The organism is Paracoccus sp. P2, from assembly GCF_046335115.1.
GTDB classification, from domain to species: Bacteria; Pseudomonadota; Alphaproteobacteria; order Rhodobacterales; family Rhodobacteraceae; genus Paracoccus; species Paracoccus pantotrophus.
Genome location: NZ_JBGOSN010000011.1, coordinates 40,422 through 54,392, shown reverse-complemented (window position 1 = coordinate 54,392; position 13,971 = coordinate 40,422). Strand labels below are relative to the sequence as shown.

Genomic DNA, 13,971 nt, shown 5'->3' with positions numbered 1-13,971 from the left:
CCGCCAAGGAGATTGTCATGCCTCAGATCGGTCAGTTCACGCGCGAGAAAAACGGCTATGTCGGTCGCATCCACACACTCACCCTCGATCGCGAACTCATCATCGTTCCGGTGGAGGAAGCGGACGCAGAGAAAGTCCCCAACTACCGCGTCCATCACGGTGCCGTTGAAGGCCCGGAGATCGGTGCAGCCTGGAAACGCACCGGCGAAAAGGCTGGCGAATACCTTTCGGTGCTGCTGGACGATCCAACATTCCCGCATCCCATCCGCGCCAACCTGTTCCGCGACGATGACGTGGGCGCGTCGTGGTCGCTGCACTGGAGTCGCCCAAGACCGCGTGACGAGCGGGACTAAGGCCATGCATTTCCGCGCCATCCCCTTGCTCAAATCTCACATCCCGTTGATCGCGGAAAGGTTGTCTCATGCCGTCGTCCTGCTCAGGCGAAAGACGGTTGGCGCGCACAGCGGAGGTCAGTGGCGGCTTTGCGCCGGCACGTGCATCTTGGCTTTGGCAGCGATGAGAATGCTGGCAGTTTGGCCCCCCGACATATCCCGGGCGGCGCGGCGCCATGCCGTTGTCTTGATAACCGGTCTGCTGTCGCTTGGCAGCGGATCGGCGATTGCTGTTGCACAATCGACACTGATCGTTCGACCTGCCGCAATTGAGCCCTATACCGCTTATATCGCCGAAGCGGCGCGGCGCTTCGGAATTCCCGAAGACTGGATTTGCGCCGTTCTGCACGCCGAAAGTGCCGGCCATGCGCTGGCGGTGTCCACGGCCGGGGCGATGGGATTGATGCAGGTGATGCCCGACACATGGGCGGGCCTACGTGTCCGTCACGGCCTTGGTCGCGATCCCTACGATCCGCGCGACAATATCATGGCGGGCGCGGCCTATCTGCGCGAAATGTGGGACCGCTACGGCAATGTCTCCGCGATGCTCGCGGCATACAATGCCGGTCCCGGCCGTTACGACGAATACCTTGCGACCGGGCGGGTATTACCTGCAGAAACCCGCGCCTATGTCGCCACCCTTGCGCCGATCCTCGGCGGCGCGGCCGCGTCCGAAGTGCCTGCGCTGGCACCGCCGCCACCACCCGACTGGCGCGAGGCCGGGCTGTTCGTCATGCGCTCGGCGGACGCACGGACTGCCGTAGCATCGTCATCCGAAGCGCGACCCGATGACGTTCGCGTAACCGTTCCGGTGCGCGATCCTGCTCGCACGAAACCGCAGGACGGCAGCATTTTCGTCGCCCGCGCGGACGACGGGGGAACACCATGAAGGCGGCGTTCCCGCACTCCGCGCAATCCGTTCCGGCGTCCAGACAGGCAGGATTGTGCCTGGCTGAATTGACGACAGGAAAGGCGAATACGGTAGAGAAGGGGGAGGGCAAGATTAAAGAAGACGGCACCATGTCGGGCCGCTTCCGAATATTGTTATTGTCTGCACACTGTTTAGGGAAATCGCGAGCGGCACCATGGTTTTCGGCTGTGCGTGACGCGATTTTGCGCAAAGCCTTGACCTTGCAGGGTTTCGAGCGGCACTATAGGCCCATATCGGCCTGTTTTCGTCGGTTTCGGCCGGAGCCGCGCCCATGACCACGGACGACGAAAACCGCTTCCGTCCGAAGCCCGGCCGCATCCGATCCGACACGCCGAAGGCTGGCAAGGCCAAGAGCTTCTTCACCCAGGTCAGGAAGATCACCCGCCAGCATCAGGCGGCCGCCGCCCGCGACCCTTCCACGCCGCCATCCGTCCACCCGTCATCGCCGGGCCGTTCTCACACCATCGCCGCCAGCGGCAAGGGCGTGAAGCGCGGCCGGGGCGCGAGCTTCGTGCGCGCCCGCAACATCTCCGGCCACTGGCATCATCGCCAACCGGGCAGCCGCCGCGTGATCGTCAAGCAGCGCAGCATCCGGGCCGCATGGAAGGGCGGCCGCGCCCGCGCGCATCTGCGCTATGTCCAGCGCGACGGCACGTCACGCGACGGCGAACGGGGCCAGCTCTATTCGGCGACCGAGGACCGCGCCGATGGCGACGCCTTCCTTGAGCGCGGCAAGGACGACCACCACCAGTTCAGGTTCATCGTCTCGCCCGAGGACGGCGCGGAGCTATCGGACCTCACCGCCTACACCCGCGACTTCATGAAACAGGTGGAAGCCGACCTCGGCACGAAACTCGATTGGGTCGCGGTCAATCACTACAACACCGGCCATCCCCATGTGCATGTCATCGTCAACGGCCGCGACGATACGGGCGGGGATCTGGTCATCAATGGCGACTACCTCGCCAACGGCCTGCGCGAGCGCGCCAGCGAGCTTGCCAGCCTCGAACTCGGTCCCGTGACCGAGATCGAGCAGGCCTGCAAGCTGTCGGCCGAGATAGACCAGGACCGTCTCACCCGGATCGACCGCGCCATGGCCGAGGAAGCCGATGCCCGTTTCCTCGACCTGCGTCATGAACCGGCAGAGCCGAGGCGGCAGTTCGAGCGGACATTGCGCCTGCGCCGCCTCGCCAAGCTGGAGAAGATGGGGCTGGCGACTGAGCACGCGCCGGGCGTGTGGGAGTTGAGCAAGGACGTGGAACCGACCCTGCGCGAGCTGGGCGAGCGCGGCGACATCATCCGCACCATCCAGAAGGCGCTTGGCCCGCAGGGCGGCGAACGCGATCCCATGAGCTTCCACATCCATGACGGAGCGCCCGAGACGCCCATCGTCGGTCGCGTCGTGGACAAGCACCTGTCCGACGAGCTGGGCGAGAACCTGACCGTCGTGGTGGACGGCATCGACGGGCGGACGCACCACGTCGCCGGCATCGCGCCCGAGCGGCTGGAGGACGCCCGTATTGGCAGCGTCGTCCAGATCGGCCCGGCCGAGGCGACGGCCCGGCCGTCCGACCGCGCCATCACGGCCATCGCCGAGGACGGCATCTATCGACCGAGCCGTCATCTGGAACAGGCGAAGTTTGAGGGCCGCGTTCCCGGCGGCGACTTTGAGGGCTATGTCGATGCCCATGTCCGCCGTCTGGAGGCGCTACGCCGCGCCGGGATCGTCGAGCGGATCGACGCCGACCAATGGCGCATCCCCGATGATCTGGTCAGCCGCGCTGCCGCCCATGACGCCGGCCGCGACCGGCAGGCCAGCGTCCGCATCCTATCCACCTTCGATCTGGACAAGCAGATCGGCGCGGACGGCGCGACCTGGCTGGACCGGCGGCTGATCCAGGGCGAGACGGCCGACCTTGCGCCGGCCGGCTTCGGCCAGCAGGTGCGCGAGGCCATGGACCGGCGCCGCGAGCATCATATCGAACAGGGCGACGCGACCCGAGCGCAGAACGGTCGCATCTTCTATCGGCGCAATCTTCTCGCCACGCTGCGCGAGCGCGAGGTTGCTCGTGTCGGCGCGGAGATGGCCGAGGCCAAGGGCCTGCCGTTCCGTGCCGCCATGGACGGCGAGACCGTCAGCGGCAAATTCACCGGGACCGTGCAGCTATTGAGCGGCAAGTTCGCCGTGGTCGAGAAATCCCATGAATTCACCCTTGTCCCGTGGCGACCGCTTATCGACCGCCAGCACGGCCGCGAGGTCATGGGCGTGGTTCAGGGCGGCTCGGTCTCGTGGCAGTTCGGCCGGCAAAGGGGGCTAAGCATTTAGAGGCTCAGCGAAAGCCACCAACAATAAAATCAATTGGATCATAGACCTCCATGGAACAATGGCCATTCGCCATCTCGATATCTCCTGCCGTGCTTGTCGCGTTCATTCGCAAGCATTGGACAAGCGAAGCCAGATCGGTTCATCATCCACGCAGCCAACCTGAACAAATTCAACCTGGGCAGAGGTGACGAACGCAGCTTTAGGGTTAGGGTTTTCTTCGACGGGGGCGCAGGAATGACTTTAAGCACTACGGATTTCAGCAAGGAACCGGCCTCGCGGTTGGCCCAGGTGTCTTGGGTGATCCATGAATGGGCCTGCCAGCCCTATTTCTCATTGATCGTCATCTTCCTGTTCGCGCCTTATTTCGTCAGTCATGTTGCTGCCGATCCGGTGGCGGGCCAGGCGCTTTGGAGCTACGCGCATGCAATCGCAGGTCTTGCGATCGCGCTTCTGGGGCCGTTCATGGGCGCCGTCGCCGATGCCGGAGGGCCGCGCAAGCCGTGGATCCTCGGTTGCACCCTGGTCGCGGGCTCGGGCTGCATCGCCCTTTGGTGGGCAACGCCGGGCGCGCCGCCGCATGCCGTCCTTGCCGCGGTGGTCATGGGGGCGGTGGGCATCGAATGCCTGTTCGTCTTCGCCAACGCAATGCTGCCGTCCATCGCCTCGTCGGCGCGCATCGGCCTGGTTTCCGGGTTCGGCATCGCCATGGGCCAGCTCGCCGGCATCCTCGCGCTCGTCCTCATTCTGCTCGCCGTCGCGCTGCCCGGAACCGTCGACGCGGCTTTCGGCCCCGCCTCTCCCCTCTTCGGACTTTCAGCCGAACACTTCGAGACCGACCGGATCGTCGGTCCGGTCGCGGGCCTCTGGCTCATCCTGTTCATGCTGCCGTTCTTCTTTTTCGTTCCCGACCGTGCGCCGCGCGGGATCGGACGCCGCGAGGTCGTCCGGGAAGGCTTTCGGCGCTTGCGCTCGAGCCTGGCCGAGACGCGCAGGGTCGACAGCGTTCTCGTCTTTCTCGCCGCGCGTGTCGTTTTCTATAGCGGGATGAACATCGTCTTTCTGTTCGGCGGCGTCCTGGCTGCCACGATATACGCCTGGGGAACGGCGGAGTTGACGATATATGGATTGTTGGCCACGTCATTTGCTGTGGCGGGCGCCGTCTTCGGTGGATTGTTCGACCGGCGGTTCGGCGCCAGGGCGACCCTGACCGCCGCGCTCCTTATGGGGGCCGTGGCGTTTCTCGTCATGCTCTCCTGCGAGCGCGAGCGCGTACTTCTCATCGTGCCGCTGCCCTTGCCCGATGACGCGGCAATGCTCGGGACGGCCACTGAATGGGCGTTCCTGTCTGCCGCCGCCATTTTCGGCTTGGCCGCTGGTGCCGTCATGGCGTCGAGCCGCACCCTCTTCGCGCGTATAGCGCCGCCGGATCGCCTCGCGGAATTCTTCGGCATCTATGCCCTTTCCGCTCAGGCTGCGGCTTTCATCGGACCCGTCCTAGTCGGGCTGATAACCGCCGCCAGCTCCAACCAGAAATCGGGCCTTCTGGTAGCCGTGCCGCTGATCACATGCGGCGCGCTGCTGCTGCTCCGTGTCCGTGAGAGGGCGATGGACGGAGCGCCCGGAGACCGCTCAATTGTCTGAACAGGCCGTCCATGGTAATGTCTTGGAGACTGGAATTGTGTGTGAGAGAAACGGAAAATCATGAGTCTTCAACGATTTTCCTCGCGCGATATTCCTGAACCCGACCGCACCGCCTTCTTTCGTGACGTGTATACGGTCGTCGAGCAGATCGATATCGAGCCTCTGAACGATGAACCCCTCGTCATCGACTCCGCCGTGCGCATGCTTGATGACATCGCCATAGTGGAAGGCTCATGCTCGCCCTGCGTGTCGCGGCGAACCGCCGCACATCTCGCCGACGGCAAGGACAATCTCGTCCTTGCCTTCGTCACGAGTGGGGCCATAGCGCGAAGCCGCAATGGCGCCGAACCAACGCTGCTTGGCGCGGGCGATGCCTATCTCGGCACCAACGGCGTCCCGTCCGAACACCGCTTTGGCGTGGCCTCCTCCTTTCTCGATATCGCCATCCCGCGCGCCCGACTTGAACCGCTCTTGAGCGATGCCGGCCGGGCCGTCGCGTTGGAAAAGCTCCCGCCCCGCCCTGAGCTGATCCTTCTGGCGCGCTATGCGACGGCGCTGATCGGCGGCGATCTCGAAGCGCTGAGCCCGCAGGCGGCATCCCATTGCGCCGGCCATCTTGTCGATCTTGCCGCCATGGCCGCCGGGGCGACGCGCGATGCGGGCATACGCGCGAGCAGGCGTGGTGTGCGTCAGGCCAGACTGGCCGCGATCAAGGCCGACATCGAAGCCAATCTCGGGCGGCCCGACCTGTCGCTCGACTGGTTGGCGGGCCGGCACGGCATCTCGCCGCGCTACATCCGGGACCTGTTCCTCGGCACGGGCACGAGCTTCACCGAATTCGTGCTCACCGCCCGGCTGGAGCGTGCTCATGAGCGGCTTCGTGCCGCCCCGCCCGCGCATGGCGGCATCAGCGTCATCGCCTTCGAGACCGGCTTCGGCGACCTGTCCTATTTTAACCGCGCCTTCCGCCGCCGTTTCGGCATGACCCCCTCGGACGTCCGCCGCGCCACCGGGATGTGACGGCAAAGCCCATTCCTTCCGCTTTGTCCCGGCGCTCAGCCCAAGAGTCTCGCGCAACGGCCTGATACTCAACAGCTTCGGCGATTCCTGTATCAGTTCGAACCCCGGGAGATTCCATGTCCAAGCACCGATCACGCGGCATGCTGCCCGCGGCCACCGTCTCTACCAATGCCCCGAGCGGGCGCAAGGCGCCATTCCGCCACTGGCGGCTGCCGGCGCTGCTGATGGCCACCACGGCGCTGCCGCTTGTCCTCGCCATGCCGGCGCAGGCGGAAGTGTGCGACGGCGGCACCACAATCGTCGTCGACGGAGCCGGCGGCGGCACTCAAGCAAGCCCGTGGAACACGACAAGCAACCTCACGCTTGGCCTCAATAGCGAATGTGAGTTGACCATCCAGAATGGCGGCGAGGTCAACACGCCCTTTAACACGGGCAATGTCACGCTCGGCGTGACCATGAACTCGCGGGGCACGCTCACGGTGACGGGCGAAAATTCTGCCCTTACGTTGACGGGAAGCGGTGGCCAGTCCGGCCAGCCGGGGATCACGGTCGGATATGCCGGCATCGGGACGATGACGATCTCCGATGGCGGCCATGTCAAATCCTTCAGGGGAACGCTGGGCTATAGCCGCGGATCGGTGGGCACCGTGACCGTTACCGACAATGGCTCGCGCTGGGAGACGAGCGGAGTCACGGTCGGCGGTTTCGATGGTGGCGAAGGGCACTTGACCATATCCGCCGGTGGTGTCGTGACCGCGAGCGGACAAAGCTATGTGGGTTATCATGGCGGCGTTGGACGGCAGAATGGTTCGCAGGGCACCGTCCTTGTCACGGGCGCCGGCTCGCGCTGGGAGAATGCGGGCAACCTAAATATCGGCAGCGGCAGCCAGCAGGGCGGCGCGATCGGAGACATGACCATCGCCGATGGCGGTGTCGTCACCAGCAACAGGGGAGCGGTCGGTGTTAGCCATGCCGACGCGCGTGGCACGGTCACCGTGACGGGCGCGGGGTCTCGCTGGGAAGTCGGGGATATAATCTCGGTTGGAGCAGTTGGCCGTGGTGAACTCGTTATTTCGAATGGCGGCGTTGTCGAACAAGACAGCCCTTCCAGTCAATCGCTGCGGATCGGTTCGGGCGCGGGCTTCGGGCGGGTCGAGGTATTGGGAATAGACGCCGGCACTGGCGACCGCTCGCATCTCAGCCTCGATGGCATTCTCCATGTCGGCTATCAGGGCAGTGGCGGCGGGGAGTTGCTGATAAGCGGCGGCGCTCTGGTCGAGAGCGCACAAGGCTGGATGGGTGCCGGCAACCAAGCCTATGGAACGCCGGGGGTTGCGACGGTAACGGGCGCCGGCTCGGAATGGGTGGTGGGCGATGCGGTCGAACTGGGCAATCACGGCCAGTTGACCATAGCGGCGGGCGGCAGCGTGCAAAGCGCCCGCGGCGTCATCGGCAGCCACCGGGACCATCGAAAGCGGCGTCACCATCCTCGTCACGCCCGAGAACGGCACCGACACCGGCAGCACCTACACGCCGGGAACCACCTATACCGTCATTCAAACCGGCGCGGCCGGCAACCTGACGGTGGATGCCGATCCGACCATCACCGACGACTTCGCCTTCCTCGACTTCACCGGCAATACGGACGGGCAGAACTATTACCTGACCAGCCATCAGGTCGCCTCGTTCTGCCGGCCGGGCATGACCTTCAACCAGTGTTCGACGGCGAACGCCGTCGAGGATCTCGGGGCGGGACATCTTGCCTATGATTCCGTGTTGCATCTGAGCACAGCCGAGGCGGATGCGGCCCTCGACGCCATGTCGGGCGAGGTTCACGCTTCCGGCCAGCACGTCATCGACCAGACCTTCGCGCTGTTCAACCGCACCCTGCGCTATCAGGGCATCGCCGGGATCGGCGCGGGCAACTTCGGTGCGAATGTCGCATCCGCCCCAGCCGGCGACTATGCCGATGCCCGCGTGCGCGGCGCATGGGCCGCTCCGCTCGGCGCTTACGGTCGCATCGACAGCGACGGCAACGCCGCCCGCCTCGAATGGTGGAACGCGGGTCTCGCCGGCGGCTATGAAGGCGTGATCGACATGGGATCGGGCAATGCGGTCGGCGGCTTCGGCTTTGGTTACATTCGCAGCCACGGCTCCATTCCCGACCGGCGCTCGACCTTCGACGGCGATGGCATCTATCTCGGCGCTTACGGCGCATGGAACGATGGGCCTTGGACCGTCGCGGGCGCCCTGTCCTATGGCGCCAACCGCGTCTCGACCGAACGCGGCATCGTCTTCGGCACGATCAACGAGACGGCGACCGCCGACTATTGGGCGCACACCGTCGGCCTGTCGGGCGAAGCTGCTTACGCCTTCGACCTGTCGGACAGCACCAAGCTCGCGCCGCTGTTCACGCTCGACGCCGGCTGGTCCGGTCACGGCGGTTTCACCGAGCGAGGAGCCGGCGTGTTCAATCTGTCCTCCGGTTCGGAGAGCTGGACGCGCTTCGATACGGGTATCGGCCTTGCGCTGACGCACACGGTCCTGACCGAGCATGGCAAGCTGACGCTGGAAGGCCGGGCGGTGTGGGAGCATGCCTTTGCCGACGTCGTGCCGGACACCATGAACAGCTTCGTCGGCGGCACCCCGTTTGAAATCCGTGGCCCGGCCGCCGCAGCCGACCGGCTGCGTATCGGCGGAGGCTTGTCCTGGGCCGTGTCCGACGACATGACGATCCGCGCCCGCTACGACGGCCTGTTCTCGGGCGATCAGTCCAATCACTCGGCCTCCCTTGGCCTCAATGTCAGGTTCTAACGTGCAGCATGCTTTCAAGATACCGACTTCCCTGATCCTCGCCGCCGCCCTTCTCCTGGGCGGCGTCGGTCCCTCCGTTGCGCAGGGCCTGCCCGGCGGCGCAACCTCGCTCAACGAAACGCATGGCGACTGGCGGGTAACTTGCACCGTGCCGGAAGGCGCGGTGCGCTGCGTCATCTCGCAAACGCAGCTGAGCAACGAAAATCGGCAGCGCGTCCTCGCCGTCGAGCTTTCGGCGACCGAGAACGGACAGGCGGCCAGCGGGACGCTGGTGCTACCATTCGGCCTCAATCTCGATCAAGGCGCGGTGCTGTCCATTGATGAAGGGGAGTTTCTGCCGCCGCTCCGCTTCTCGACCTGCCTTCCGGCCGGATGCCTTGTCCCGCTGACGTTCAACGCGGACGCGGTGACCGCGATGCGGGCCGGCACGGCGCTCAAGGTCAAGGCGGCCGCGAACGATAGCGGTCAGGAGGTCAATTTCTCGATCTCCCTTTCCGGCTTCACCTCCGCGCTGACGCGCGCGGCGGAACTCGGCGGGTCTTGATCGCCTGACCGCCGACCAAAGGAATCCATCATCGTGAAGGAACGAACCGCGCGATTTGCTGCGCCTGAACCAAGCTGGACCTTGCACCGGGGTTCCCCGCCCGACCGCTGAACAGGGTGCAGTCGATGAGGCGTGCATCCAACCTGAGATTCGAGATTTCCGAAACCGGGAATCTCCTTGGCACCAGAATCCCTCTCGTCTCCCTGCGCCAGACGCTGGCCGTCGCCCAATATCTGAGCTTCCGTCAGGCGGCCTTGGTGCTGGGCGTCAGCCAGTCCAGCGTCAGCGAGCGTATCAAGGTGCTTGAAGCCGACCTTGGCATCATGCTGTTCGAGCGCAACACGCGCGGCGTCCGGCTGACCGAGGCGGGCCGCCGTTTCGTGGCGGAAGTCGAGCAGGCCATGCGAATCCTCGACCGCGCCGTGACGACGGCCGGCATGCACGCGCGCGGCGAACAAGGCGTCTTGCGCATCGGCGTCTATGCTCTTGTCGCCGGCGGCTTCCTCGACACGCTCTTGGAGCATTTTCGTGAGCGCCACGAACACGTCGCCCTGGAGATCACCGAAAGCACCGCTCGGGACGCACAGCTACAGGTCCGGGAGGATCGGCTCGATATTGCCTTCATGGCGCGCTCGCATGAAATTCCCGACCTCAATTCCCGCGTGATCTGGCACGACCGTCTCATGGCGGTCATGCCCGCGTCCCATCCGCTCGCAGCCCACGAGCATATCGAATGGAAAGACCTGGCGCGCGAAACCTTCATCGTGCGCGAGGCGGGAACCGGCCCGCAGGTTCACGACCTGATATTGGTCCGCACCGCCGGACGGTGGCCCGTTCCGACCATTCGTCGCTTCGATATTGGCCGCAGCGCTCTGCTGTCGATGATCGCCAAGGGGCATGGCCTTTCGTTCATGGTCGAGGAAAACGTGGCGACGGCCCCGCCAGGCGTCGCCTTCCGCCCGATTGTGGACGAGCCTGAATCCATCGCCTTCATGGCCGTCTGGTCCCCGCGCAACCACAATCCCGCGCTCCAGAACCTGCTTGGCCTCGCTCAAGCATTGGGACGGGCAAGCCCTCCAAGCTGATTCGGCTCGGCGCGCTCCGGTGCGGGAACCGTGCCGCAGCAACCCGTCCTATTTGCCGCCGATAGTATCCGGTGGCCCTCCGGCAGCGTCTTTGCTGTTGCCTCCCGCGAAAACGCCCATTCTCTGAACGGCTCCGTCTCTCTTTCGACTGGAGCCTGTATGCGCGGAGGCAGAATCCTTTGGGGGCAAATCGCCGTCGTCTTCACCATCGTTCTGGTGATGGTGTGGGGAGCGACGCAATGGACGGCGTTCCGCCTCGGCTTCCAGCCGCAGCTTGGAGCGCCGTGGTTCGAGCTGGCGGACCTGCCGGTCTATTACCCGCCCGCCTTCTTCTGGTGGTGGTTCTCGTTCGATGCCTATGCGCCCACGATCTTCGTCGAGGGCGGCATCATCGCGGTATCGGGCGGCTTCCTCGCCATCGCCGCCGCCATCCTCATGTCGATCATCCGGGCGCGGGAAGCGCGCAACGTCGCCACCTACGGTTCGGCGCGATGGGCAGAGGACCGGGAGATCCGTGCGGCCGGACTGCTTGGCCCCGATGGCGTGGTGCTCGGACGCTACGACAGAGAGTATCTGCGCCATGATGGTCCCGAGCATGTCCTATGCTTCGCCCCAACGCGCAGCGGCAAGGGTGTCGGGCTGGTGGTGCCGACGCTGCTGACATGGCCGGCGTCCGCCATCGTCCACGACATAAAAGGGGAAAACTGGACGCTGACAGCGGGTTTCCGTGCGAAGCATGGCCGGGTGATGCTGTTCGATCCGACCAACGCCAGATCGTCGGCCTACAACCCGCTGCTGGAGGTCCGGCAAGGGGAATGGGAAGTCCGCGACGTGCAGAACATCGCGGATATTCTGGTCGATCCCGAAGGCAGTCTCGACAAGCGAAACCATTGGGAAAAGACCAGCCATTCGCTTCTGGTCGGCGCGATCCTGCATGTTCTCTATGCGGAGAAGGACAAGACGCTGGCGGGCGTCGCCAATTTTCTCTCCGACCCGCGCCGCCCGGTCGAGGCGACCTTGCGCGCGATGATGGACACTCCGCATCTCGGCGAGGCTGGCGTTCATCCCGTCATCGCGTCGTCGGCCCGCGAATTGCTGAACAAAAGCGAAAACGAGCGCAGCGGTGTGTTGTCCACCGCCATGTCGTTCCTGGGTCTTTACCGCGATCCTGTCGTGGCGCGTGTCACCTCGCGCTGCGACTGGCGCATTGCCGATCTGGTCGGGAACAGGGAGCCGGTAACGCTCTACCTTGTCGTGCCGCCGTCCGACATCAACCGCACCAAGCCGCTCATCCGCCTGATCCTCAACCAGATCGGCAGGCGGTTGACGGAGGAATTAACCACCTCCGGCAAGCGTCACCGGTTGCTGCTGATGCTGGACGAGTTTCCAGCGCTCGGCAGACTGGATTTTTTCGAGTCCGCACTGGCCTTCATGGCGGGCTACGGCCTCAAATCCTTCCTGATCGCCCAGAGCCTCAACCAGATCGAGCGCGCCTACGGGCCGAACAACGCGATCCTCGACAATTGTCATGTCCGTGTCAGCTTTGCCACCAATGACGAGCGCACCGCCAGGCGGGTGAGCGACGCGCTCGGCACCGCGACCGAACTGCGGGATTCAACCAACTATGCCGGGCACAGATTGGCCCCATGGCTCGGGCATTTGATGGTGTCGCGGCAGGAGACGGCCCGGCCGCTGCTCACGCCGGGCGAGATCATGCAGCTTCCACCCACCGACGAAATCGTCATGGTCGCAGGAACGCCGCCGATCCGCGCGAGGAAGGCGCGGTATTTCGAAGATGCGCGGCTCATGGAGCGCATCCTGCCGCCGCCCGATCTGGCCATGGCGTCGAGAGACGCACTCTCTACGCCAACAGATGACTGGACGAGCCGCATTGTCGCGCCAGTGCACCAGTCCGCCGCGAAACTCGCGGATAGCTCAGGCGGCGATCCCACCAATGCCGGCATCCGCCGCGAGCCGGAATTGCCGGACCATGAGGAAATACTTCCTCCGCAGGCAGCACCCGCACAGGCATTCGAACTGCTCGACGACGAGCCGGATATTGATACGGCGAAAGCCCGGGCAATGCGCCAGCGCATGCGGATGGTGGCGCGGCAGGTTGCCATGAACCCAGATGACGGAATTGAACTTTGAGGCAGCGCCATGGCGAAACGCACTCGCATGAATGTCTATTTCGACCCGGAACTGCTCGGGCGGGTCAAGGCGCTGTCTCTGCGCCGCAGGGTGTCGCAATCCGCCGTCATTGAGGCTGCTGTTGCCTCTTTTCTCTCTGGTGATACCGCCGAGCATCTGGAAGCGGCCATGTCCCGCCGCCTGGACAGGATCAGCCGCCAGATCGACGCGCTCGATATCGATGTCGCCATCCTCGGCGAGACCCTGGCGCTCTTTATCCATTACTGGATGACGGTTACACCGCCTTTGCCGGAAAGCGCGCGACAGTCAGCGCGTGCCAAGGGTACCGAGCGGTTCGAGGGCTTCATGCAGACGCTCGGCCGACGGCTGGCGGCGGGCGACAGGTTCCTCAGGGAATTGTCTCGGGATGTCCCCGGCGAAGAATCCAAAGCCCCGGCGTCAGAACCGCAATTGAACCCGGCTAACGTCCAGCCCTCTGGGCAATGAGCTGGATCTCGCGGACTACCGCAGCCGCCAGCTCATCCGTCGGCCTCTCGCCTTTCAGCCTGAGAACCGGAACCGATTGCTGACCGAGCCAGCGTTCATGCTGGGCAAGGCTCCGTCCGGAGAACTGCGGATCATCATAGCCCGATGCCCATTCCCGGAAGGCCAGATGCGCTTCATGCATATCGCCGCCAGGGAGGATGCGATTCCCGTGGCGCGCCGCCTCGCGCTGGTCGAGCCGTTGCAACCTGATGGCTGCAGGAGTGTAAAGGAAGACGATCAGGTCGATGTCATGGATCAGGGCGTCTCCCCATCCCATAAAGGAGCCGGTCAAAATCCATCCGTCAGACGCTTTTTGCCGTTCGGCGATCAGCCGCACGCGCTCCCCGGGTGGGCGCTTGATACTGAACGGCGGATCGGTCGGCATCCAGTAGAAATCGTCGACATCTATATGCGGTGTGCCAGTCCACTCTGACAATACCGCACCGAGTGTCGAGACGCCCGAACAGGACGCCCCCATTATGTATATTTTCGGGCTGATGTTCATTCGGTGCGATCCCGTCATCGTTTCCTGTCCTCATATC

General features: G+C 64.6%; 11 protein-coding genes and 2 pseudogenes. 12 read left to right on the top strand and 1 reads right to left on the bottom strand.

Going from position 1 to position 13,971, the window contains the following annotated elements; translation table 11 throughout:
- The first annotated feature begins 17 nt into the window (after window positions 1–17).
- The 12 genes and pseudogenes from ACDP63_RS09240 (at window position 18) to ACDP63_RS09185 (ending at window position 13,390) form a co-directional block, all read left to right on the top strand.
- The gene (locus ACDP63_RS09240; RefSeq protein ID WP_113501301.1) at window positions 18–353 is read left to right on the top strand and encodes a DUF736 domain-containing protein; all 336 of its coding nucleotides are present in this window, start codon (window positions 18–20) and stop codon (window positions 351–353) included.
- A 4-nt stretch (window positions 354–357) separates the two neighbouring features.
- Window positions 358–1,281 (top strand): lytic transglycosylase domain-containing protein, encoded by a 924-nt coding sequence (locus ACDP63_RS09235; protein ID WP_390886998.1) that lies wholly within the window; start codon window positions 358–360, stop codon window positions 1,279–1,281.
- Between the two features lie 313 nt (window positions 1,282–1,594).
- Window positions 1,595–2,248, top strand: a pseudogene (locus ACDP63_RS09230) (relaxase/mobilization nuclease domain-containing protein); the annotation flags it as partial.
- Between the two features lie 168 nt (window positions 2,249–2,416).
- Window positions 2,417–3,649 carry a DUF3363 domain-containing protein gene (locus tag ACDP63_RS09225; RefSeq protein WP_409928005.1) on the top strand — a complete coding sequence of 411 codons (1,233 nt, stop codon included), beginning with the start codon at window positions 2,417–2,419 and terminating at the stop codon, window positions 3,647–3,649.
- Between the two features lie 297 nt (window positions 3,650–3,946).
- Window positions 3,947–5,290, top strand: a complete 1,344-nt coding sequence (locus ACDP63_RS09220) for an MFS transporter (RefSeq protein WP_409927945.1) — start codon at window positions 3,947–3,949, stop codon at window positions 5,288–5,290.
- 60 nt (window positions 5,291–5,350) lie between these two features.
- On the top strand, window positions 5,351–6,310 hold the full coding sequence (locus ACDP63_RS09215) for a helix-turn-helix transcriptional regulator (RefSeq protein WP_409927944.1): 960 nt from the start codon (window positions 5,351–5,353) through the stop codon (window positions 6,308–6,310).
- A 116-nt stretch (window positions 6,311–6,426) separates the two neighbouring features.
- A pseudogene (locus tag ACDP63_RS09210) lies at window positions 6,427–7,734 on the top strand (hypothetical protein); the annotation flags it as partial.
- Between the two features lie 43 nt (window positions 7,735–7,777).
- Window positions 7,778–9,124 carry an autotransporter outer membrane beta-barrel domain-containing protein gene (locus ACDP63_RS09205; protein ID WP_409928004.1) on the top strand — a complete coding sequence of 449 codons (1,347 nt, stop codon included), beginning with the start codon at window positions 7,778–7,780 and terminating at the stop codon, window positions 9,122–9,124.
- A gap of 1 nt (window position 9,125) precedes the next feature.
- On the top strand, window positions 9,126–9,668 hold the full coding sequence (locus ACDP63_RS09200) for an invasion associated locus B family protein (RefSeq protein ID WP_409927943.1): 543 nt from the start codon (window positions 9,126–9,128) through the stop codon (window positions 9,666–9,668).
- A 125-nt stretch (window positions 9,669–9,793) separates the two neighbouring features.
- Window positions 9,794–10,753 (top strand): LysR family transcriptional regulator, encoded by a 960-nt coding sequence (locus ACDP63_RS09195; protein ID WP_409927942.1) that lies wholly within the window; start codon window positions 9,794–9,796, stop codon window positions 10,751–10,753.
- 159 nt (window positions 10,754–10,912) lie between these two features.
- On the top strand, window positions 10,913–12,904 hold the full coding sequence (locus ACDP63_RS09190; RefSeq protein ID WP_409927941.1) for a conjugal transfer protein TraG: 1,992 nt from the start codon (window positions 10,913–10,915) through the stop codon (window positions 12,902–12,904).
- A 9-nt stretch (window positions 12,905–12,913) separates the two neighbouring features.
- Complete coding sequence (locus ACDP63_RS09185) at window positions 12,914–13,390, top strand: CopG family transcriptional regulator (RefSeq protein ID WP_111576231.1); 477 nt, start codon at window positions 12,914–12,916, stop codon at window positions 13,388–13,390.
- On the opposite strand, the gene ACDP63_RS09180 is transcribed toward ACDP63_RS09185, so the two are convergent.
- Entirely contained in the window at window positions 13,365–13,934 is a 570-nt protein-coding gene (locus ACDP63_RS09180; RefSeq protein WP_409927940.1) for an adenylate kinase, read from the bottom strand. The two genes, ACDP63_RS09185 and ACDP63_RS09180, sit on opposite strands and share 26 nt — an antisense overlap.
- Window positions 13,935–13,971: the final 37 nt, after the last annotated feature.